Annotated in this window: 23 protein-coding genes and 1 tRNA gene; 11 read left to right on the plus strand and 13 right to left on the minus strand. The window is 67.2% G+C overall.

The features are described 5' to 3' along the window. Positions 1-13 precede the first annotated feature (13 nt). Positions 14-1,708, minus strand: a complete 1,695-nt coding sequence (locus CFB81_RS13615; RefSeq protein ID WP_089435579.1) for a M48 family metalloprotease — start codon at positions 1,706-1,708, stop codon at positions 14-16. A 267-nt stretch (positions 1,709-1,975) separates the two neighbouring features. Between CFB81_RS13615 and moaC the strand changes: the two genes are divergently transcribed. The 4 genes from moaC to CFB81_RS36550 all read left to right on the plus strand — a co-directional run bounded on the left by moaC (position 1,976) and on the right by CFB81_RS36550 (position 3,339). Continuing rightward, complete coding sequence (gene moaC, locus CFB81_RS13620) at positions 1,976-2,464, plus strand: cyclic pyranopterin monophosphate synthase MoaC (protein ID WP_050014564.1); 489 nt, start codon at positions 1,976-1,978, stop codon at positions 2,462-2,464. A 32-nt stretch (positions 2,465-2,496) separates the two neighbouring features. Further along, positions 2,497-2,685 (plus strand): hypothetical protein, encoded by a 189-nt coding sequence (locus tag CFB81_RS13625; protein ID WP_218829343.1) that lies wholly within the window; start codon positions 2,497-2,499, stop codon positions 2,683-2,685. Between the two features lie 134 nt (positions 2,686-2,819). Then, positions 2,820-3,062: a hypothetical protein gene (locus CFB81_RS36545; RefSeq protein ID WP_256976145.1), complete on the plus strand. Its 243-nt coding sequence runs from the start codon at positions 2,820-2,822 to the stop codon at positions 3,060-3,062. A gap of 88 nt (positions 3,063-3,150) precedes the next feature. Beyond that, positions 3,151-3,339, plus strand: a complete 189-nt coding sequence (locus CFB81_RS36550) for a hypothetical protein (RefSeq protein WP_256976147.1) — start codon at positions 3,151-3,153, stop codon at positions 3,337-3,339. Between the two features lie 147 nt (positions 3,340-3,486). Here the strand turns inward: CFB81_RS36550 and CFB81_RS13635 are convergent, their stop codons facing one another. The 10 genes from CFB81_RS13635 to CFB81_RS36090 all read right to left on the minus strand — a co-directional run bounded on the left by CFB81_RS13635 (position 3,487) and on the right by CFB81_RS36090 (position 12,874). Then, on the minus strand, positions 3,487-3,837 hold the full coding sequence (locus CFB81_RS13635) for a TonB family protein (protein ID WP_069619643.1): 351 nt from the start codon (positions 3,835-3,837) through the stop codon (positions 3,487-3,489). A 453-nt stretch (positions 3,838-4,290) separates the two neighbouring features. Continuing rightward, positions 4,291-6,069, minus strand: coding sequence for a Wzy polymerase domain-containing protein (locus CFB81_RS13645; protein WP_089435581.1), 1,779 nt, complete (start codon positions 6,067-6,069; stop codon positions 4,291-4,293). 155 nt (positions 6,070-6,224) lie between these two features. Beyond that, on the minus strand, positions 6,225-6,821 hold the full coding sequence (locus tag CFB81_RS13650) for a pilin (protein ID WP_089435582.1): 597 nt from the start codon (positions 6,819-6,821) through the stop codon (positions 6,225-6,227). A 95-nt stretch (positions 6,822-6,916) separates the two neighbouring features. Further along, a complete protein-coding gene (locus CFB81_RS13655) occupies positions 6,917-7,618 on the minus strand; it encodes a TerC family protein (RefSeq protein ID WP_089435583.1) in 702 nt (233 codons plus the stop codon). Positions 7,619-7,775: 157 nt separating this feature from the next. Continuing rightward, positions 7,776-8,657, minus strand: coding sequence for a succinate--CoA ligase subunit alpha (gene sucD / locus CFB81_RS13660; RefSeq protein WP_006477916.1), 882 nt, complete (start codon positions 8,655-8,657; stop codon positions 7,776-7,778). A 69-nt stretch (positions 8,658-8,726) separates the two neighbouring features. Continuing rightward, positions 8,727-9,893 (minus strand): ADP-forming succinate--CoA ligase subunit beta, encoded by a 1,167-nt coding sequence (gene sucC, locus CFB81_RS13665; protein WP_006477915.1) that lies wholly within the window; start codon positions 9,891-9,893, stop codon positions 8,727-8,729. A 68-nt stretch (positions 9,894-9,961) separates the two neighbouring features. Further along, positions 9,962-10,570 carry a DUF2889 domain-containing protein gene (locus CFB81_RS13670; RefSeq protein WP_060315087.1) on the minus strand — a complete coding sequence of 203 codons (609 nt, stop codon included), beginning with the start codon at positions 10,568-10,570 and terminating at the stop codon, positions 9,962-9,964. A gap of 146 nt (positions 10,571-10,716) precedes the next feature. Beyond that, positions 10,717-11,613, minus strand: a complete 897-nt coding sequence (gene recX, locus CFB81_RS13675; protein ID WP_089435584.1) for a recombination regulator RecX — start codon at positions 11,611-11,613, stop codon at positions 10,717-10,719. Beyond that, positions 11,613-12,683 carry a recombinase RecA gene (gene recA / locus CFB81_RS13680; RefSeq protein ID WP_006486701.1) on the minus strand — a complete coding sequence of 357 codons (1,071 nt, stop codon included), beginning with the start codon at positions 12,681-12,683 and terminating at the stop codon, positions 11,613-11,615. Before recA ends, recX begins: the two co-directional genes overlap by 1 nt. 50 nt (positions 12,684-12,733) lie before the next feature. Beyond that, positions 12,734-12,874, minus strand: coding sequence for a hypothetical protein (locus tag CFB81_RS36090; protein WP_160300515.1), 141 nt, complete (start codon positions 12,872-12,874; stop codon positions 12,734-12,736). Between CFB81_RS36090 and CFB81_RS13685 the strand changes: the two genes are divergently transcribed. From CFB81_RS13685 to CFB81_RS13700, 4 genes are all read left to right on the plus strand, one after another. Further along, a complete protein-coding gene (locus tag CFB81_RS13685) occupies positions 12,873-13,601 on the plus strand; it encodes a response regulator transcription factor (protein ID WP_089435843.1) in 729 nt (242 codons plus the stop codon). The genes CFB81_RS36090 and CFB81_RS13685 overlap by 2 nt on opposite strands. Positions 13,602-13,618: 17 nt before the next feature. Then, positions 13,619-15,172, plus strand: a complete 1,554-nt coding sequence (locus tag CFB81_RS13690; protein WP_089435585.1) for a sensor histidine kinase — start codon at positions 13,619-13,621, stop codon at positions 15,170-15,172. A 227-nt stretch (positions 15,173-15,399) separates the two neighbouring features. Continuing rightward, entirely contained in the window at positions 15,400-17,058 is a 1,659-nt protein-coding gene (locus CFB81_RS13695) for an MFS transporter (RefSeq protein ID WP_089435586.1), read from the plus strand. Between the two features lie 157 nt (positions 17,059-17,215). Continuing rightward, positions 17,216-17,292 (plus strand) — tRNA-Met (locus tag CFB81_RS13700). A 106-nt stretch (positions 17,293-17,398) separates the two neighbouring features. On the opposite strand, the gene CFB81_RS13705 is transcribed toward CFB81_RS13700, so the two are convergent. Then, the gene (locus tag CFB81_RS13705; protein WP_089435587.1) at positions 17,399-18,373 is read right to left on the minus strand and encodes a LysR family transcriptional regulator; all 975 of its coding nucleotides are present in this window, start codon (positions 18,371-18,373) and stop codon (positions 17,399-17,401) included. A gap of 232 nt (positions 18,374-18,605) precedes the next feature. Continuing rightward, entirely contained in the window at positions 18,606-19,580 is a 975-nt protein-coding gene (locus CFB81_RS13710; protein WP_089435588.1) for a GlxA family transcriptional regulator, read from the minus strand. 116 nt (positions 19,581-19,696) lie between these two features. Here CFB81_RS13710 and CFB81_RS13715 point away from each other — a divergent pair, with 116 nt between their 5' ends. The 3 genes from CFB81_RS13715 (at position 19,697) to CFB81_RS13725 (ending at position 22,087) form a co-directional block, all read left to right on the plus strand. Continuing rightward, positions 19,697-20,380 carry a DJ-1/PfpI family protein gene (locus CFB81_RS13715; RefSeq protein ID WP_089435589.1) on the plus strand — a complete coding sequence of 228 codons (684 nt, stop codon included), beginning with the start codon at positions 19,697-19,699 and terminating at the stop codon, positions 20,378-20,380. Between the two features lie 59 nt (positions 20,381-20,439). Then, positions 20,440-20,751 carry a cupin domain-containing protein gene (locus CFB81_RS13720; protein WP_069621228.1) on the plus strand — a complete coding sequence of 104 codons (312 nt, stop codon included), beginning with the start codon at positions 20,440-20,442 and terminating at the stop codon, positions 20,749-20,751. 448 nt (positions 20,752-21,199) lie between these two features. Continuing rightward, positions 21,200-22,087 carry a LysR family transcriptional regulator gene (locus CFB81_RS13725; RefSeq protein WP_089435590.1) on the plus strand — a complete coding sequence of 296 codons (888 nt, stop codon included), beginning with the start codon at positions 21,200-21,202 and terminating at the stop codon, positions 22,085-22,087. Positions 22,088-22,254: the final 167 nt, after the last annotated feature.

Here is a 22,254-nt window from a genome sequence, read left to right on the forward strand (position 1 = left end):
CGCGCGGCGGTCGCTACCCGCGGCCGTTCTTCTCGTCGTCGCGCTCTTCCTTGTAGCGCGCCTCGAATTCCAGCAGCCGCGCGCCGATGATCGACTGCTCGTAAAACGACACGTCCTTCGCGTCGCGCGCTTCCTTCAGTTGCCGGATCGCCGACGGCCACGCGCCGTCGAGCGCCAGTTTCTCCGCCAGCGCCCGGCGCCGCGCGAGCACGTCGCCCTTGCCGTCGCTCGCCTTCGCGAGGTAATCCCACCAGTCCGGCTGTTCGGGGTCGGCCTTCGCCTGCGCCCGCGCGAGCGTCTGCGCGTCGGCGAAGCGCCGCGCGGCGATCAGCGCCTGCAGGTGCGCGACGATCGCCGCGTGCGACGCCGGCCAGCGCCGCTGCGCAAGCGCCGACAGCCGTACCGCATCGTCGGTCCGGCCCGCGCGGCGGGCGATGTCGGCGGCCAGCACGTCGAGGCTCGGCGAACTGGTCGCCGGATCGTCGTCGCGCCGCTCGCGCTCGTCGAACGCGCCGCGCGCCGATGCGAGCGCCTTGTCCGCCGCATCGTACTGGCCGAGCAGCGTGTTCGCGAGCGCGATGCCGTACCAGTTCGCCGCGACGTTCGGCGCGGTGCGATCGTCGATCTCGAGCTGCATCCGGCGCGCCTCGGCCGAGATGTCGGTCGGCGCCCGGTTCTGCAGGATGCGCAGTCGCGCACGCACGAACCCGTATTCGGCCGACTGGCGCGGCTGTCGGTACGGCGCGCGGCGCGCCCGATCCTCCATGTCGGCAATCCGCTCGCCGGTCAGCGGGTGCGTGCGCGCGTAGGCCGGCACACCCGCATCGCCCATCGACGCGCGGTCGAGCCGTTCGAAGAAGCCCGGCATGCCATACGGGTCGTAGCCGGCCCCCGCGAGCAGCTGGAAGCCGACGCGATCGGCCTCGCGCTCGGCCGAACGCGAGAAGCGCAGCTGGTTGTCGACCGCGTACGCCTGCCCGCCCATCGCGATCGCGCTGCCGAGATCGCCGCTGCGCGCGAGCACGCCAGCCAGCACGCCGAGCAGCATCGTCGCGAGCGCCGTGTAGCCTGTCTTCTCGCTCGCACCGATCATCCGTGCGATGTGGCGCTGCAGCACATGTCCCATCTCGTGGCCGACCACCGATGCGAGCTCCGACTCCGTCTGCGTCGTCACCACCAGCCCGCTGTTGATCCCGATGAAGCCGCCCGGCATCGAGAACGCGTTGATCTGCGGATCGCGCACCGGGAACAGGTCGAAGTCGGGCGTGTAGCCGCCGATGTAGCGCGCCGCCGCCGCGGCCGCGAGCCGCGCCGCCATCGCGTTCAGGTAGTCGCGCACGAGCCAGTCGTCGAGATAGTCGGGATCGCGCCGCACTTCGCGCATCACGCGCTCGCCGAGCCGGCGCTCGGCCTGCGGCGTCAGCGCGCCGCCGGAGCCGTCGCCGAGATCGGGCAGCTCCAGCGCACGCAGCGGCGCGCGCAGGCTCGCGACCGGCGCCGACGCACCGTCCGCGCCCGAGAACCGGCTCTCCGCGCCGCCGTACGTCCCGAACACGCCGGTCGCGATGCCGGACGGCACGGTGGATATCGACGTCGCGCCGCCAACCGCCGGCTCGAGCGGCGGCGCGGATGCGCTTTGCGCATGGCCGCCCGGCGGCAGCGCGAGCGCGGCCGACAGCGACACGGCAAGCAACTGTTTGACACGCATGGCAGGATGAAAACGACGCCGTCCCGCGCGCGGCGCGCATCGCGGCGTGTGGTCTGAATATTCGGGTCATTGTACCGGCGCCGCGACGACTGTCCCGTGCCGCGCGTGCGTCATCTGCGCCTGCGGCAACGCGGACGCCGCTGCTATGATAGGCGCCCGCTGCGCGGTTGGATCGGTTCGTCGCGCCGGTACGGGATTCGACGCGCGGCCGATCGCGAAGCCGGATCGACGGACGTGCGCGCGCACGCCGCTCCACGAGAGGAAGACATGTCAGGACTCACCCATTTCGATGCCGCCGGCCATGCACACATGGTCGACGTCGGCGACAAGCAGGAAACCCGTCGCATCGCGATCGCGCGCGGCACGATCCGGATGCTGCCGGCCACGTTCGCGCTGATCCGCGACGGCAAGGCCAAGAAAGGCGACGTGCTCGGCGTCGCGCGCATCGCGGCGATCCAGGGCGCGAAGCGCACGGCCGACCTCATTCCGCTGTGCCACCCGCTCGCGCTGACGCGCGTGGCCGTCGACTTCGAACTCGACGACGCGCTGCCGGGCGTGCATTGCGTCGTGCAGGTCGAGACGTTCGGCCGGACCGGCGTCGAGATGGAAGCGCTGACGGCCGTCCAGGTCGGGCTGCTGACCGTCTACGACATGTGCAAGGCGGTCGATCGCGGGATGGTGATCACGGACGTGAGCGTGCGGGAGAAGCGCGGCGGGAAGTCGGGGGACTGGAAGGCGGAAGACGCGGCGGGGTGAACGGCCGGGCGCAGCCGGCCCGGCAGCAGAACATGCGCGGCGACGCCATGTCGACCAGGGGCAAGAAGCCGAATAGCGATAGCTGCACGATGAACGTGCCGTCGTACTCGCTCGAACTGGACGACGGCACCTTCAAGACTGACGCGTTCAAGACCCATCCTCTGGCCTGTCTCGACGACGCTCTGGCCAGGCTCGGGCCTGTTGAACTGAGGCCGAAATGAAATGACGGGAAAATTCCCGACGCTGTCGCTCGGCGCGGCAGTCGTGTTCATCGTTCTGACCGGGTGCCGCGGACGCCGGCAAACCCCGTCGCACCTTTGACGGCATCGACCTCGGCCCGGACGGTACCTTGCGCGTGGCATACCACGTCGAGAAATCCGAGCACGCTCCCGCCGGAAGCGTTGTCTATCGGCTCGGCCGGGAACAATCCGGGTTCGTCCTGGACACCGTGTTGCCTGAACAGGGGATCGTCAACCTGTCCTCGTCACCGACCGCGTCGGATCACTATGCGCTGTACGCGCTGTCGCGTCTCGGCGAACCGCGCAATTTCGATAATCCCGCCGACAAGGGAAAACGCGTCGGCGCCATTTCGACCTGAACGAACGGCGCACCCGAACAGGTGCGGCAGTTGCATTCGTTTGACGACACGCTGACGCTCGATAGCCTGAGCGTCGGCCGGGGACAGATTGCTGCTCGTCTACGCAACCGGCGCCAGCCGCAACGGCACACCGCTCGATCTCACGTTCGTCAGCAGCGACGCGGGAAAGACCCGGAGCTCGAGCAGGGAGAAACCGACTCAGGGCGGATATTTCAATGCCCAAACGAACGCGTCGTATTCGCTGGTCGCCTACACGCTCAAGAAGCGGCCGTTCTGACCGTTCCGATGCGATTCCCGCGGGGCGCCGTCGCGATTCGGGTGCCGGCTCCGCGGCAGCGCACGTCGAGCGCGCGGCACAGCCGCCGCACGGATCGACTTTCGGTGCCCGCGTGCAACGATACGGCCATCGCGCGCGGCACGCCCGTCACTGGGCGCGCCGCGGCTCGAACACGAACGGTTGGGTCAACAAGAAAGGATTCGCGGTCGCGCCGGTCTGCACGCAGGTCGCGTGCGTCATCGCGTCGACGGCCGCGCGGTCCGCCGCCGCGTTGCGGCTGCTCGTCGTCACGGTCACGTTCTGCGCTTCGCCGGACGTCGTCATCAGCGCGCGCACGAGCACGGTGACCGGACGCGTGAGCGGTTTCGCGCTATCCGGATAAACGGCACGCGGGATATGGCAGGTCAGCTTGCTTTCCTGCGACGACGACAGCATCGCGCAGCCGGAAAACAGCACGGCGACGGCAGGCAGGATCAGGAGTGTGGAGCGAAAGGCCATGGTCGAATGTCGTTCTTCAGTACTGTTCTGGGCACATACGTCGTGCGCCGGCAGCCTTCCGTCGGCCGCATCGCATGTGTCGCACTGCGCCGCGGCCATCGGACCGGCGCCCCGTTACGGCCGCGCGGCCGAGCGATGCTCGACCGCGATCCTGCTCGGCGGAATGCCCGGATGGCCGGGACATTCTCCGTATTCACACCGGCTACGCCCCGCGCCGGCGGCACGCGAGCGCTTTCGCGCATTGTGCACGCGCCGCCCCGTCAGTGGCGGCGATTTGACAATGGTTGACGCGAATCGCTGCCCATTCGACCGGAATCCACGCGATCCGCGACGTAATCGATACCCCGACCGGTTTGGCGCGCCATGCGTCGGGCCGTGTTGCTCCGACGTCAGCCGCCGTCAGCGCGGCGCGGTCGACGCCGGAATGCCCCGTTCCGGCGTGCACGACGGGCGTCAATCCGAATCGTCGTCGTCCGAATCGTCGCCCTCGTCTGCCGGCGCTTCCCCGTACTTCGCGACGACGGCCGCCCTGAACGACTTCAGCGCCGGCTCCTGGTCGCACAGCTTGTACAACGCGGCCAACTGTTGCGGCCAGTCCTTCAATTCCTTCGCAAACACATGCAGCCGCGCGACGGTATCGAGCGCGTCGGCTTCACGGCCGGCCAGCGCCTGCAGCACCGCATAGCGGCGCAGCACCGTCTCGCCGGGCAGCAGCGCGATCGCGCGCTCGTGCGCGGCGAGCTTGAGCGGCAGGTTGTCCGACGAAATGGTGAGCAGCGTCGCCGCACCGTAATCGCCCCACGCGCCGAACAGCCGCGACGGCGCATCGCGGTACTGCGCGGCCGGATTGCTGCCGTAATAGAGCACTTCCGCGCGCTGGTAGTCGCGCAGCACCGGCACCGCCGCCAGCACGCCGCCGAACGACAGCGCCGCGAACAGCCCGAATGCCGCGCGCCCCGGCAGGATACGCAGCGGCTTCACCTCGAGCAGCCCGATCACGAACATCGCCGGCAGCAGGAAGAACATGTATTGCTGCGGATACTCGACCAGCGCATGCATCAGCAGGATGCCGATCAGCGCGAAGCCGAACACGCGCATGCTCGACTGCGGCGCCCGCACCGCGCGCACGAACCACGTGACGAGCGTGACGGCGAGCACGCCGAGCCCGACGAGACCGGACTTCGCGAGCAGATCGATGAAGATGTCGTGCGAGTTGTTCGCGATCTCGACGCCGCCGAGCGTGCGCACGAGCGCAAACTGGTGCGACGGGAACTCGCCCCAGCCGACCCCGAGCAGCGGATGCTCGCGGAACATCGCGAGCCCGTACTTCCACAGCGCGAGGCGCGGCGCGATCTGCCCGGCATCGCGCATCCGGTCGGCTGCCGACTCCGCGAGATTCAGGTGGTAGTGCACGTTGGCCCAGCGCACCGCGACGTTCACTGCGATGAACGCGACCGCAAGCACGACCGGTATCAGCCACGCACGCGCATTGCCCGGCGTGCGGCGCGATTCGACCCACGCCATCCAGAAACCCGCGACGACCATCACCGCCACCTGCAGCCACGGCCCGCGCGACACCGTCAGCGCGAGACCGACCGACAGCACGAGCGACAACGCGAGCCATGCCCACACCGCGAGCCGGCGCGTCTGCACCAGATACAGCGCACCCGCGAGCGCGAAGGCGATGTAGCTGGCCAGATGGTTCGCCTGCGCCATGTTGCCGTACGGGCGGCGGTCGACCGCGATGTTGTACACCACGACGAACGGCGAGACGGCCGATTCGAGGTGGAACAGCTGCACGATCTGGGTGCCGACCGCGAACACGCCGCCCACGAGCAGCGCACCGGCCATCATCCGCGACACGATTTCCGCCATCCCGTCGCGCGCCAGCGCATACCCGGCCTGCATCGCGACCAGCGCGGCGGCGAGATAGCCGACCGCCAGCCAGTTCATCGACGGCACCTTGAGCGGGATCAGCGCGACCTGCGCGATCAGCACCACCGCAAAACCGAGCGGCACGGCGAACGCCGCCGGCGCGGCAAACGGCTGGGCCGGGCGGCCGGTGCGTGCGAGCAGCACGACGGACACGGCCACCAGCAGATACAGCACCAGCGCGGAAAACTCGGAATAGAAGGTCGGGATCGGATACGTGTGATTCGTGATCGCGTACGGCACGATCAGGGCGACAGCCAGCGCAACGAGCGACAACGAACGGGAAAAAGTGGAAGGCATGAGCGAACCGGATGTCAGCAACCGGCGCACTATACAAAACTTTCCCCGCTCTGTGCGGGGCTGTCGCTCCGCGAGCCGGCGCGAGCCGCAGCCTCGCCGGCCGAAGCAGCGGCCGGCGAGGCCGCATGCGCGGCCGCCCTCCCTCTCCGCCAGCCTTATGCACGGCACTCCGCGGGCGCATATTTCCCGGGCAGCGTCGCGGCGTTACCGGGCAACGGCCCCGCGCCGGGCGCCGGCAGCGACGACGCGTCCTTGCCGGCGGCGAAGCATTCCCACGCAATCGCGCCCGCCTGTATCGCCCCCTTTTTGAGCGGCACGCGCGCGGTGGGCGCATCGGCCTTGTCGGGCGCCGACGGCACGAGCACCAGCGTATTCGTGCCGGCCGCGGCGACGCGGGCGGTGAACGCGACCGTGATCTGGCCGGTGGCGCCGTCGATCGCAACCGATTCGACGTTGCGGGTCGCGGCAGGCGGGCTGTAGCCGCCGTCGAGGCTCGCGCCGCTCGCGGCATTGTCGGCGACCGCGAGCCGCGCCGACGACGCGAGCGCAAGCCCCTCGCCGACACGCGACCGCGCGAGGTAATCCTGGTACGCGGGAATCGCATAGGCTGCGACGACGCCGACGATCGCCAGCACGATCATCAGTTCGATCAGCGTGAACCCGGCCAGCCGCCAGCGCGACGACGGCCGGTTCGCGCGCCGCAGATCGGCGGCAACGCGACGGAACAGGGAAACGGAAAAGGCTTCGAACATGACAGGCTCCGGAAACGAAAAACGCCTGCCGACAAAAGCAGGCGTCTCGATCGTAGCCAGCGGGCCGCGAAGCCGGCAGTCGGCCGGATGGCCAGTCAGTGCTGCGGCACGTCGCGGCGTTTCCTGAGCGCGTAACCGATCGCGACGACGAACAGTGCGCCGACGATGCTCGCGCCGTAGATCACTTCCGGCGTATCGAGCACGGGCCAGCGGTCGCCGACCGGGTCGTTCACGATCAGCCCGCCCGCGATCCAGCCAAGCAGCCCGGCGCCGAGCGCCACGACGACCGGGAAACGGTCGAGCAGCTTCAGCACCAGCGTGCTGCCCCACACGATGATCGGCACGCTGACGACGAGCCCGAAGATCACGAGCGCGATCCGGTGCGACGGATCGGCTTGCTCGGCCGCGCCGGCGATCGCGATCACGTTGTCGAGGCTCATGACCGCATCGGCGATCACGATCGTCTTCACGGCATCCCACAGCCGGTCGGCCGGCTTGATGTTGTCGTGCGCATCGGCGGCCGGCGCCATCAGCTTGATGCCGATCCACAGCAGCAGCAGACCGCCGCCGAGCTTCAGGAACGGCACGTCGAGCAGCGCGACCGCGAACGTGATCAGCGCGACGCGCAGCAGGATCGCCCCTGCGGTGCCCCAGACGACCCCGCGCAGCCGCTGGTTCGCCGGCAGGTTGCGGCACGCAAGCGCGATCACGACCGCGTTGTCGCCGCCGAGCAGGATATCGATGATGACGATCTGGAGAATGGCGCCCCAGTGGAGCGAGGTCAGGAATTCGAGCATGGCGGTGAGGAAAGGGCAGCGGCCGCCTCACGGGCGACCCGGTTCATCGTCGGCACATGCAGGACGCATGCCTGGTGCTTACGAATTCATTGCGGGAGCATAACAAAAAACGCCGGCAAGGCCGGCGTTTTCTGCAGGACGGACCCGATGGAAATACTTACAGCGCCTTCTTCAGCAGACGGCCCATTTCCGACGGGTTGCGCGTGACGGTGATGCCGCACGCTTCCATGATTTCCAGCTTCGCTTCGGCCGTATCCGCACCGCCCGAGATCAGCGCGCCGGCGTGGCCCATGCGCTTGCCCGGAGGCGCCGTGACGCCCGCGATGAAGCCAACCACCGGCTTCTTCATGTTGTCCTTGATCCACTCGGCGGCATTGGCTTCGTCCGGACCGCCGATTTCGCCGATCATCACGACCGCATCCGTATCCGGATCGTCGTTGAACATCTTCATCACGTCGATGTGCTTCAGACCGTTGATCGGGTCGCCGCCGATACCGACTGCCGACGACTGGCCGAGGCCCAGCGCCGTCAGCTGCGCAACGGCTTCATACGTCAGCGTGCCCGAACGCGACACGACGCCGATGCGGCCCTTGCGGTGGATGTGACCCGGCATGATGCCGATCTTCAGCTCGTCCGGCGTGATCGTGCCCGGGCAGTTCGGCCCGAGCAGCAGCGTCTTGCGGCCTTCGCGACGCATGCGGTCCTTCACTTCGATCATGTCGCGCACGGGAATGCCTTCCGTGATGCAGATCGCGAGATCCAGATCGGCTTCGACCGCTTCCCAGATCGCAGCAGCCGCGCCTGCCGGCGGCACGTAGATGACCGACACGGTCGCGCCGGTTTCCGCCTTCGCTTCCTTGACGCTCGCGTAGATCGGAATGCCTTCGAAATCTTCGCCGGCCTTCTTCGGGTTCACGCCCGCGACGAATGCCTCGCGGCCGTTTGCGTATTCACGGCAGGCGCGCGTATGGAACTGACCGGTTTTGCCGGTAATGCCCTGCGTGATGACCTTCGTGTCCTTGTTGATCAGAATCGACATGTATTTTGACCTCTGTTCGATGGGCGTCGCGTGCAAACCGCGCCGCCCTACGTGTTCATTAGCGCGTGCTTACTTGCCTGCGGCAGCCGCGACGACCTTCTGCGCAGCCTCTTCCATGCTGTCGGCCGAGATGATCGGCAGGCCCGAATCGGCCAGCATCTTCTTGCCGAGGTCCTCGTTCGTGCCCTTCATGCGCACGACGAGCGGCACGTTCAGGTTCACGGCCTTCGAACCGGCGATCACGCCTTCCGCGATCACGTCGCAGCGCATGATGCCGCCGAAGATGTTCACGAGGATCGCCTTCAGGTCCGGGTTCTTCAGCATCAGCTTGAACGCTTCCGTAACCTTCTCGGTCGTCGCACCACCGCCGACGTCCAGGAAGTTCGCCGGCTCGCCGCCGAACAGCTTGATCGTGTCCATCGTGGCCATCGCGAGGCCTGCGCCGTTCACGAGGCAGCCGATGTTGCCGTCGAGCGAGATGTACGCGAGGTCGAACTTCGACGCTTCGATTTCAGCCGGATCTTCTTCGTCCAGATCGCGGTACGCAACGATTTCCGGGTGGCGGAACAGCGCGTTCGAGTCGAAGTTGAACTTCGCGTCGAGTGCGGTGACCTTGCCGTCGCCGGAGACGTTCAGCGGGTTGATTTCAGCCAGCGATGCGTCGGTTTCCCAGAATGCCTTGTACAGGCCTTGCAGGATCGCGCGCGCTTGCGGAATCGATGCGGCCGGCACGCCGATCTTCGCGGCGAGATCGTCGGCCTGCGCATCCAGCAGGCCCGTCGACGGCTCGACGATGACCTTGTGGATCAGTTCCGGGTGCTTTTCGGCGACTTCTTCGATGTCCATGCCGCCTTCGCTCGAACCCATCAGCACGATCTTCTGCGAGATGCGGTCGACGACGAGGCTGACATACAGTTCCTGCTTGATGTCCGCGCCTTCTTCGATCATCAGACGGTTGACCTTCTGGCCTTCCGGGCCCGTCTGGTGCGTGACGAGCTGCATGCCGAGGATCTGGTTCGCGTATTCGCGCACCTGCTCGATCGACTTCGCGACCTTCACGCCGCCGCCCTTGCCACGGCCACCCGCGTGGATCTGAGCCTTCACGACCCATACCGGGCCGCCGAGCTCTTCCGCCACCTTGACGGCTTCGTCAACCGAGAACGCCGGCTTGCCGCGCGGTACCGCGACGCCGAATTTCCGCAGGATTTCCTTACCCTGGTACTCGTGAATCTTCATGCGTGATTCCCTTCAGTCTGAGAGTTGGATGAAATGTCGCTTAAGACGCTTCTTCGAATGATTTCCGTTCATTCCTTCGTGCTGCCTTCACCGGGCAGATCCGGCCGAATCGGGCCATACCAGCGCGGGTAGTATTGCCGCACGACCTCGCCGTCGAATCGCAGCGCCCGGCAGCGGCCGAGCTGGAAAGGCGGTTCGGCGTGCGCGCCGTCGTGATCCGGCCCTTCGCCCCCCTCCTCGCGCACGTTCCATACGTCACCGGCGAACGCCTGGATCGCGGCCGTCGGCAGCACGGCGCACAGTTCGGTGAGATGGGAACAGCCTGCGACGCCGGCGAGCAGCCGGTTCGCGTTGCGGCGGAAATTGCGGAAGAGATTGAGCCCGATGAGGGCCCGATAGGCGGGGGAAGCGGATTGACAGTGACCGGGATAGGGCACCCATTCCGAAGACGCTTCGGCGTCGACGACATTGAGGTCACGGTCGATGGTCACGCGCAGCCAGAGTTCGTGGATCGGCAGGCCCTGGGGCCGGATGCCCGACGCAAGCGCGACATCGCGCGGCTTGTGGTCGGTCAGGCAGGCTTCGATGTCCCACAAGCCGTCGCCGCGCTCGTAGGCTTCCGCTCGGATTGCGCGTCGATGTCGCAACTGACGGGGCACGGGCTCGGATAGCGGCATGCTGGAGGTTGAGGCCGAAGAGGAAAACCCGTGGATTTTAGCATATTGGGTATTTGAGGCATTCGGCCCCGACGGCGGGTATTCCCGCCTGTCCGGAAGCGGTTGCGATGCAGCAAAATCGCGCGCCACGCGCGCGACCGGGCGGCTCAGTCGTCGATCGGGAAATCGTCGCCGACCTTCAGCAACTTCACGATGGTCGCACTCGAGAAGCCGCGCGCGGCCAGGAAGCGCGCCTGCTTCGCGCGCTCCGCAGGCGTTTGCGGCAGCGCACCGAATTTCTTGCGCCACACGGCCTGCGCGCGCGTCCATTCGGTCTCGCGCAATTGGGCATTCACCTCTTCGACGAGGCTGTCGCCGACCGCATGGCGCTTCAGTTCGCTGACGATGCGCGCGACGCCGACGCGCGACGCGCGGCGATGCACGAGGCTCTCGGCGAAGCGCGCGTCGGACAGCCAGCCTTCCTTTTCCAGCGCATCGAGCACCGGGTCGACGGATTCGTCCTCGCCGACGTACGGTGCGAGCTTGCGCGCGAGCTCCGCACGGCTGTATTCGCGCCTCGACAGGTAGCCGAGCGCGCGCCCCTTCAACGACCGCGGCGGCTTCGACGACTTGCGTTCGCGAGCGCCCGGGGTGTCGCTTGAAGCGGCGCCGCCGGAAGATGCGCCAGATGCACGGCGTGTGCGGCGCGGATGCTGGCTGCTGCGCGTATAGACATCTTCCGTCGCGGGCGCATCGGCTGTGCGATCGTCCGGGGCGCGATCGCTCGGGGCGCGATCGCCCGGGAAGCGGACACCGGACACACGACGGCGGGAGCGATCGTGTGCGTCGAACGATTCATCGTCGTCAAACGGATCGTCCGGTGCGGCAATCTCAAACGAAACGAGGGCATCGTCGGATGCCCTCGTCGCGGTGCGGTTCGCTGCGTTGCCGCTTGCGTCCCGCCGGCTGGCGCCCGAGGGGCCGGCCCGCTGGCCGGAGCGACCCGCCGTTTCGGGCGTGTCGTGCTCCTCCGGCTCGCCGGCCTGACCTCGGCGCGCAATCATCACTCTTCTTCGTCCATCGCCTCGGCTTCATTGCCCGCGCCATCGGGCATGGCGACGACACCGAGCGATTCGCGGATGCGGTTCTCGATCTCGCGCGCGATTTCCGGATTTTCGCGCAGGAATTCACGCGCGTTGTCCTTGCCCTGGCCGATCTTCTCGCCGTTGTAGCTGTACCAGGCGCCGGCCTTGTCGACGATCTTCGCCTGCACACCGAGATCGATGATTTCGCCCTGACGCGAAATGCCTTCGCCGTACAGGATGTCGAAGATCGCTTCGCGGAACGGCGGCGACACCTTGTTCTTGACGACCTTCACGCGGGTTTCGTTGCCGATCACCTCGTCGTTCTTCTTGATCGAGCCGATCCGGCGAATGTCGAGACGCACCGACGAGTAGAACTTCAGCGCGTTGCCGCCCGTCGTGGTTTCCGGGTTGCCGAACATCACGCCGATCTTCATCCGGATCTGGTTGATGAAGATCACGAGGCAGTTCGTGCGCTTGATCGTGCCGGTCAGCTTGCGCAGCGCCTGCGACATCAGGCGGGCCTGCAGACCCGGCAGCGAATCGCCCATCTCGCCTTCGATTTCGGCCTTCGGCACGAGCGCCGCGACCGAGTCGATGACGATCATGTCGATCGAGCCCGAGCGCACCAGCGCGTCGGTGATTTCGAGCGCCTGCTCGCCGGTGTCCGGCTGCGAAATCAGCAACTCCGGCACGTTCACGCCGAGCTTCGCGGCATATTGAACGTCGAGCGCGTGCTCGGCGTCGATGAACGCCGCGGTGCCGCCCAGCTTCTGCAGTTCGGCGATGACCTGCAGCGTGAGCGTGGTTTTACCGGACGATTCCGGACCGTAGATCTCGACCACCCGGCCGCGCGGCAAGCCGCCGACGCCCAGCGCGATGTCGAGACCCAGCGACCCCGTGGAGACGACCTGGATATCCTCGGCCGCTTCGCCGTCGCCCATGCGCATGATCGAGCCCTTGCCGAACTGCTTCTCGATCTGCGCGAGCGCGGCCGCCAGCGCCTTGCTCTTCTCGGCGGTCATCCCGGAGCCCTTCTTGCTATCTTCCATGAATCGTCCTTTGCTATGATGAGCAGCGTCTGTTGGAGGCGCGCCCGCATTCAAGCGCTGCCCACGAATGCAGACACTGTATAAAAAAACAGTGGTTTATGCAAGCCCGCAATGCGGGTTGCGTTGTACACGAATAACTTCGGAGACAGCCGCGCCGGCGCGAACGCCCTGCCGGCATCGGTCAGCAACATGCGAATTCTCATCGCCGAAGACGACAGCATACTCGCGGACGGCCTCACCCGGTCACTCCGCCAATCGGGCTATGCCGTCGATCACGTGAAGAGCGGCGTCGATGCCGACACCGCGCTGTCGATGCAGACTTTCGACCTGCTGATCCTCGATCTCGGGCTCCCGAAAATGTCCGGGCTCGACGTGCTCAAGCGCCTGCGCGCGCGCAATTCCAATCTCCCCGTGCTGATCCTGACCGCCGCCGACAGCGTCGACGAACGCGTGAAGGGGCTCGACCTCGGCGCCGACGACTACATGGCCAAGCCGTTCGCGCTCAACGAGCTCGAGGCGCGCGTGCGCGCGCTGACCCGGCGCGGCGCGGGCGGCGGCCCGACGGTCGTGCGCCACGGTTCGCTCGCATTCGACCAGGTCGGCCGCATCGCGTATGCGAACGATCACGTGCTCGATCTCTCCGCACGCGAACTCGGCCTGCTCGAGGTCCTGCTGCAGCGGATCGGCCGCCTCGTGTCGAAGGAACAACTCGTCGACCACCTGTGCGAATGGGGCGAGGAAGTCAGCAACAACGCGATCGAAGTCTACGTGCACCGGCTGCGCAAGAAGATCGAACCGAGCGGCGTGCGGATCTCGACCGTGCGCGGCCTCGGCTATTGCCTCGAGAAGGTCGCGCCCGCGACGCCGGCCGACACCGCAGCGTCCCAGCCCGCGGCCGCCGGCACGCCGCTGCGCTGACGCCGGGCGGCGCCGCGATGGCCACGCCGGCCCATTCCCATTCCCGCCACCCGACCGGCGCGCCGTCGTCCGCTGCCGACGAGGCGCGCGACGCCCGTTACGAGAACCCGTTCGCGCCGCCCGACGAAACCGAATCGCCCGAAACGCCGCGCCCGCGCTCGCTGTTCGGCGAAATCCTCGACTGGATGCTCGCGCCGCTGCTGCTGCTGTGGCCGATGAGCATCGCCGTCACCTATCTCGTCGCGAAGACGATCGCGAACAGCCCGTTCGACCGCGCGCTCGAGACCAACGCGTACGTGCTCGCCCGGCAGATCCATCCGGTCAACGGCGTCGCCGAACTGACGCTGCCGGAGCAGACGCGCGACTTCCTGCGCGCGGACAACATCGACAGCGTCTACTTCCAGGTGCTCGGCACGCGCGGCGAGCTGGTCGCGGGCGAAGCCGACATGCCGCTGCCGCGGGACGAGGACCGCCCGCCGCCGGGCGTCGTCGTGTTCCGCGACGACCTGCTGCGCGGCAACGACGTGCGCGTCGCCTATACGACCGTCGCGCTGCCGCAGGCGAGCGGCGCGCAGCCCGTGCTCGTGCAGGTCGGCGAGACGCTCGACAAGCGCAACGCGCTCGCGAACGACATCATCAAGGGCGTGATCCTGCCGCAATTCGTGATCCTGCCGCTCGCGATCCTGCTCGTCTGGTTCGGGCTGTCGCGCGGGCTCGCGCCGCTCAACGCGCTGCAGGCGCACATCCGCGCGCGGCGACCCGACGACCTGTCGCCCGTCGAGGCGCAGCGCGCGCCGCCCGAGATCGAACCGCTCGTCACGTCGTTCAACGACCTGCTCGCGCGGCTCGAGCAGAACATGGCGCTGCAGAAACGCTTCATCGCCGACGCCGCGCACCAGATGAAGACGCCGCTCGCGGGCCTGCGCACGCAGGCCGAATTCGCGCTGCGCCACCCGGTGCCGCCCGACGTGCAGCGCTCGCTCGAGCAGATCGCGACGAGCTCCGAGCAGGCCGCGCGTCTCGTCACGCAACTGCTTGCGCTCGCGCGTGCCGAAAACCGCGCGAGCGGGCTCACGTTCGAGCCGGTCGAGATCGGCGCGCTCGCGCGGCGCACGGTGCGCGACTGGGTGCAGGCCGCGCTCGCGAAACGGATGGACCTCGGTTACGAAGGCCCGGACGACGACGCGCCGCTCGACGTCGACGGCAATCCGGTGATGCTGCGCGAGATGCTCGGCAACCTGGTCGACAACGCGATCCGCTATACGCCGGAAGGCGGCCGCATCACGGTGCGCGTGCGCGCCGACCGCGCGGCGCGGCGCGTCCATCTCGAAGTCGAAGATACGGGCCCCGGCATCCCGGCCGGCGAGCGCGAGCGCGTCGTCGAGCGCTTCTACCGGATCCTCGGCCGCGAAGGCGACGGCAGCGGCCTCGGGCTCGCGATCGTGCGCGAGATCGCCACGCAGCACGGCGGCACGCTGACGCTCGACGATCACGTCTACCAGCACGCACCGCGCCTCGCCGGCACGCTCGTGCGCATCAGCCTGCCGCTCGCCGACACCGCCCCGGATTAACCCCGACGCGCGCCGCCGCGGCTCGGCGCAACCACGTCGAGACCGGGGATTTACCGGCCGTTCGCGCCACGATCGGCGCGCGAAGCGGCCGATTCGACGCGGGTTAACGCGCAGTCGTTTTGTACGCGCGAGTCAGTGGGCCGTAAGTTTCCGTGCCAATAATCGTCGACAGGCCCGCCCCTCCCAAGGCGGCCGCACATTTATATCAAGGGACTTGGAGACGATTCATGGCAACGTTAGGCGGGCAAATTTCGCACTCGCCGATGACGGGCGAAGAGAAGAAGGTGATCTTCGCGTCGTCGCTCGGCACCGTGTTCGAGTGGTACGACTTTTACCTGGCCGGCTCGCTCGCGGCCTACATCAGCAAGAGCTTCTTCTCCGGCGTCAATCCGACCGCCGCGTTCATCTTCACGCTGCTCGGCTTCGCGGCCGGCTTCGCGGTGCGGCCGTTCGGCGCGATCGTGTTCGGCCGGCTCGGCGACCTCGTCGGCCGCAAGCACACGTTCCTCGTGACGATCGTGATCATGGGCGTCTCGACGTTCGTGGTCGGCTTCCTGCCCGGCTACGCGTCGATCGGCATCGCCGCTCCCGTGATCTTCATCGCGATGCGGCTGTTGCAGGGCCTCGCGCTCGGCGGCGAGTACGGCGGCGCGGCGACCTACGTCGCCGAGCATGCGCCGGCCAACCGGCGCGGCTTCTACACCGCGTGGATCCAGACGACGGCCACGCTCGGCCTGTTCCTGTCGCTGCTCGTGATCCTGGGCGTGCGCACGTTCATCGGCGAGGAAGCGTTCGGCAGCTGGGGCTGGCGCGTGCCGTTCGTCGCGTCGATCCTGCTGCTCGCGGTGTCGGTGTGGATCCGGCTGCAGCTGAACGAGTCGCCGGTGTTCCTGCGAATCAAGGCGGAAGGCAAGACGTCGAAGGCGCCGCTGACCGAAGCGTTCGGCCAGTGGAAGAACCTGAAGATCGTGATCCTCGCGCTCATCGGCCTGACGGCCGGCCAGGCCGTCGTCTGGTACACGGGCCAGTTCTACGCGCTGTTCTTCCTCACGCAGACGCTGAAGGTCGACGGCGCCAGCGCGAACATCCTGATCGCGATCGCGCTGCTGATCGGCACGCCGTTCTTCCTGTTCTTCGGGTCGCTGTCGGACAAGATCGGCCGCAAGCCGATCATCCTCGCGGGCTGCCTGATCGCGGCGCTGACGTACTTCCCGCTGTTCAAGGCGCTCACGCACTACGCGAACCCGCAGCTCGAACTCGCGACGCAGAAGGCGCCGATCACGGTCATCGCCGATCCGGCCGCCTGCTCGTTCCAGTTCAATCCGGTCGGCACGTCGAAGTTCACCAGCTCGTGCGACATCGCGAAGAGCGCGCTCGCGAAGGCCGGCCTGAACTACGAGAACGTCGCGGCGCCGGCCGGGACGCCGGCCCAGATCAAGGTCGGCGACACGGTGATCCAGACCTACGACGGCAAGGCGGCCGACGCGAAGGCGCAGGGCGCGGCATTCGACAAGACGCTCGCGTCGGCGCTGAAGGGGGCCGGCTACCCCGCCAAGGCTGACCCGGCGCAGCTCAACTGGCCGATGACGATCGTGATCCTGACGATCCTCGTGATCTTCGTGACGATGGTCTACGGCCCGATCGCCGCGATGCTGGTCGAGATGTTCCCGACGCGGATCCGCTACACGTCGATGTCGCTGCCCTATCACATCGGCAACGGCTGGTTCGGCGGCTTCCTGCCGGCGACCGCGTTCGCGATCGTCGCGGCGAAGGGCAACATCTATTCGGGGCTCTGGTATCCGATCGTGATCGCACTGGTCACGTTCGTGATCGGCCTGCTGTTCGTCAAGGAGACGAAGGACTCGGACATCTACGCGCAGGATTGATGTTGGGCGCGGAGCGGGGACGGCCGGCGGAGGGACGCCTTCCGGTGGCCGCCCCCGCCAGTGACCGAGGCCGGCACGGACTGCCGGCAACTTTTTTCGGGAAAGATGGAAAAAGGTATTGACAGCCGACCGGCCGATCGACATAATTCAAGTCTTCGGCGAATTAGCTCAGTCGGTTAGAGCGACGGAATCATAATCCGCAGGTCCGGGGTTCGAATCCCTGATTCGCCACCAAATGCGAAAAGCCGCTGTTTCGAAAGAAACAGCGGCTTTTTTCATTGCTTCATCCAGCGCACGCGGTGTCGCGGCGCGTTACCCGTCCCCCAGCCACGCGCCCCGACTACGCCACCACCGCTCCGCGCTGCGCCTTCGCCGCCTGCACCCCCACCTTCCCCCGCCAGTTCTCCCCACCTTCCAGCGCCGGCGTCGACTCGAACACCTCCGCGATCCAGTCGGCGAACACGCGCACCTTCTGCGACAGATGCCGGTTGTGCGGATACACGATCGAGATCGGCTTCGGCTTCGGATTGCTGTCCGGCAGCACCTCGACCAGCGAGCCGTCGAGCAGGTGCGGCAGCACCATGAACAGCGTCGGCTGGATCATCCCGAAGCCTTCGAGCCCGCACGTCACGTACGCATCCGAATCGTTGACCGTGACGCTGCCGTTCATCCGCACCTCGAACGGCTTGCCATCGATCATGAACACCCATGGAATCGCCCGCGCGCCGTGGCTCGCGCGGAAATTCACCGCATGATGTTCGACGAGATCGGCAATCTCGTTCGGCTCGCCGTGGCGGGCAAGGTAATCGGGCGACGCGCACGTCACGCGCTTGAGCATCCCGATGCGCCGCGCGACCATCGACGAATCCTCGAGCGGCCCGACCCGGATCATGCAGTCGATGCCCTCCTCGACCGGATCGACGTAGCGGTCGGACAGCCCCAGCTCGAGCGTGATGTCCGGATAGCGCTGCCGGAAGATCGACAGCGACGGCAGCACGACGCGCCGCCCGAGCGAACTCGGCATGTGGACGCGCAGCATGCCGCTCGGCTTGCGGTTGCCGGCCTGGAAACTCGCGTCCGCCTCGGCGATCTCCGCAATGATCTTCATGCAATGCTCGTAGTACGCGGCGCCCTCCGGCGTCAGCGACAGCCGGCGCGTCGTCCGATGCATCAGGCGCACGCCGAGCAGCGCCTCGAGATTCTGGATGATGGTCGTCACCGACGCACGCGGCATCGCCAGCGTGTCGGCCGCCCGCGTGAAGCTGTTCGCGTCGACCACGCGGGTAAAAACTTCCATTGCCTGGATTCGGTCCATGCTGCTTCCCCTTCGAATCGCCAACGGAACAGAATAGAGCCCGCGGCGGGCGCGGCACAAGCCCCCGCCCATTGTTGTCCGATCCTGAATAGTTTCGGCGCTTCGGACCGGAAATCGATCGGTTTCCGCGCAGTTCCTTCCGGCAGCGCCCGCGCCGGCCCCGCTCATCCCGGCGACGCGCCGCACCCGCCAGCATCGTCGGATCATCGCACCGGGATGAAGCCGTCGTCCGTTACCGCACGAACCGCTCGCGATATCCCTGCGGCGACACGCCGAGCACGCGCACGAAACTGCGTCGCAGCGTCTCCTCGGAACCAAAGCCGCACCGTCCGGCGATCCGCTTGACGGGCCACGCCGTTTCGCCGAGCAGGCGTTGCGCGGCCTCGACCCGGATCTGCTCGACCGCGCGGGCGGGCGTGCGGCCGGTTTCCGCACGATAGTGGCGTACGAAGCTGCGCTCGCTCATGCTCACGCGCTCGGCGAGCGCGGGCACCGACAGGTCGGCCGTCAGGTGCTCGGCCATCCACGCGTGCAGTTCGCCGAACCGGTCGGCGGTGCGCTGCATCGACAGCATCGTGCTGAACTGCGCCTGCCCGCCCGGACGCTTCAGGAACACGACGAGTTCGCGCGCGACGTCGAGCGCGGTCGCCCGCCCGAGATCCTCCTCGACGAGCGCGAGCGCGAGGTCGATGCCGGCCGTCACGCCGGCCGACGTCCACAGCGCGCCTTCGCGGATGAAGATCGGGTCCGGTTCGACGCGCACGTTCGGGTAGCGCGCCGCGAATTCGTCGCAGCGCGCCCAGTGCGTGACCGCGCGCCGCCCGTCGAGCAGGCCGGCCTCGGCGAGCAGGAACGCGCCGGTGCAGACCGACGCCACGCGCCGCGCGCGCCCGGCCTGCTGCCGCACCCAGCTCACCACGCGAGCATCCTTCGACGCCGCATGCACGCCCTTGCCGCCGGCGACGATCAGCGTATCGGGACGGCGCGCGGCCGCGCGCAGCGACTTGGCCATCACGACGAGGCCCGACGACGTCTCGACGGGCCCGGCTTCGACGGCCACGACGCGCGGCGCATACGGCGCCGGCTGCCCGCGCTCCAGCGCGAGCTCGTTGACGGACGCGAACACCTGCAGCGGCCCCGTTACATCGAGCAGTTGCGCACGGGGAAACGCGAGGACCAGGATCGAACGCGGGGCGGCGGCAGGCATGGCGATTGGCTTAAAACGTGGGTGATATGGCAATTTCGCCAAACACTACGCGCCTAGAATCGATCTGTCCATCCCGTGCCGAACGGCGCGCGTTCCCTTCCAGACGGAGTCTTCGCATGACCCTGCATATCGGCCTTCTCGTCTTTCCGGGCGTCCAGCAACTCGACCTCACCGGTCCGCACGACGTGCTCGCATCGCTGCCCGATGCGGCCGTCCATCTGGTGTGGAAGTCGCGCGACGCGGTCGCGTCGAGCAGCGGCCTCGCGCTCGCGCCCACTTGTACGTTCGACGACTGCCCGCCGCTCGACGTGATCTGCATCCCGGGCGGAATCGGCATCAACGAGCTGCTGCTCGATGCCGAAACGATCGCGTTCGTGCAGCAGCGCGCGGCCACCGCGCGCTACGTGACGTCGGTCTGCACGGGCGCGCTGCTGCTCGGCGTGGCCGGCCTGCTGCGCGGCCGGCGCGCGACGACGCACTGGAGGTTCCACTCGCTGCTCGAACCGCTGGGCGCGATACCGGTACGCGAGCGCGTGGTGCGCGACGGCAACCTGGTCACGGGCGGCGGCGTGACGGCCGGCATCGACTTCGCGCTGACGATCGCCGCGGAGCTGGTCGGCGACGAAGAAGCGCAGGCGATCCAGCTGCAGCTCGAATATGCGCCCGCGCCGCCGTTCGACGCCGGCTCGCCCGACACCGCGCCGGCTGCGGTCGTGACGCGCGTCACCGAACGGACGGCAGCCGGCTTCGCGAAGCGCAAGCAGATCGTCGAGCAGGCGCTGCGCGCGACGTCGCGCTGAATGCGGATGTCGGAAAAATCACGGGAAGGCGGCACACACGCGTGCCGGAGAACACATCGATGAAGATCATCCGGAGTGCCGCATTCACGGCGGACCGCGCGTGGGGCGCGCTCGACATCGCGAACCTGAACGGCATCACGGTCCGGCTGCACTGGACCGACCAGCCGTATCGCTGGCACGTGAACGACGGCGAGGAGGTGTTCGCGGTGCTCGATGGCCGCGTCGAGATGCGCTACCGCGACGCAGGCGTCGAGCATGCGACGGTGCTCGAGACGGGCGACGTCTTTCACGCGACAGTCGGCACGGAGCACGTCGCGCATCCGCTCGGCGCTGCGCGCATCCTCGTGATCGAGACCGCGGGCAGCGTCTGACGGCGGCTATCGGGGCCTCGATGCCGCGCGGGCGACGCGCACCTGCGCGCGGCGGGGCTCAGCCCGAAATCGTCCCGGTTGCCTGCGACTACCCGATCCGCCGTTCCGTCGAGGCCGTGCGCCGGCACGAACGCGCGAAGCTGCCCACGCAACAGGGACGTATACGGTTCGGTATCACATCGCATCGATAACGTCCGAGGCTTTAACGAAAAAATTAGCCTATATTTTCGTACAATTACTAAATACAAATTCATCAAAAAGGTCTAACTGCAATCGCAATCAAATCGCCAATTAAACGACCCGAATGCCTTGAAACCCGTCATTCTCCGACCGTTCTCGCACCCGATAAATACGCGATTCCATAATAATCATTCGTTAAAAACGTCCGTTAAAATTCATCAAATCGATGGATAGAATTGAATCCACGCTTTCTGTTTATCGATAAAAAATGGACGAACTCCTCCCGATGCGACTATTCGTCAAGGTCGCCGAACTTCGCAGTTTCGCGCGCGCAGCCACGGAACTGAACATCTCCAACTCGTCGGCCACCCGCCTCGTGATGAGCATCGAGGATCGGCTCGGCGCACGCCTGCTGAATCGCACCACCCGCAGCCTGTCGCTGACCGACGCGGGCCACCTCTATCTGGCGCAGATACGTCACGTGATCGACGAAATCGACCGGGTCGAGGAAACGATCGCCTCGATGCATCACGAACCGATCGGCTCGCTGAAAATCGCCGCGCCGGTCATGTTCGGCATGCACGTGCTCGCGCCGGCCATCGACACGTTCAAGACGCGGCATCCGGCCATCGTGCCGGAAATCACGATCGTGGACCGTCACGTCGACCTCGTGTCCGAGGGCTTCGACATCGGGCTGCTGCTGTCGCAGCACATCAGCAACAACACGCTCGTGAAGCGCCCGCTCACGCGCATCAACCGGATCGTCTGCGCGGCGCCGCACTATGTCGAACGGCACGGCGCGCCCGGTCATCCGCACGATCTCGCGTCGCACGCGGGCCTGGCATTCCATGCCGATTTCGCGGGCGAATACCTGTCGTTCGAACACGAACAGATGCGCATCACCGTGCGCCCGAACAAATCCGCATCGTCGAACAACGTCGGGTTGATCCGGAACTGGGCGCGGTCCGGCATGGGCATCGCGGTCCTGCCCGATTTCCTCGTCAAGCCGGATCTCGACGACGGCCGGCTGCTCGCGCTGCTGCCCGGCTATCGACTGGAGGCCCTCGAGATGAATGTCGCGTACCCGACCCGTCGGCATTTTCCGCGCAAGGCACGGCTGTTCGTCGATCACCTGATCGAGCATTTCGTCAGCTGAATGAACGGTGAAAGCGCGCACCATTTTTCCACGCTGGCTCGCCGCCGCCCGCTCGACCGCGCGGGGCTGGCGCGCGCGCCGGCTGGCGCCCCGACCGCCATCGACCCGTCGCCCGGCTGGCGCGGGCACGCCTGTTGCGCCGGCGCATCTCGGTAGTCAACCGCCCT

The sequence above is a fragment of the Burkholderia sp. AU28863 genome, from assembly GCF_002223195.1.
GTDB classification, from domain to species: Bacteria; Pseudomonadota; Gammaproteobacteria; order Burkholderiales; family Burkholderiaceae; genus Burkholderia; species Burkholderia sola.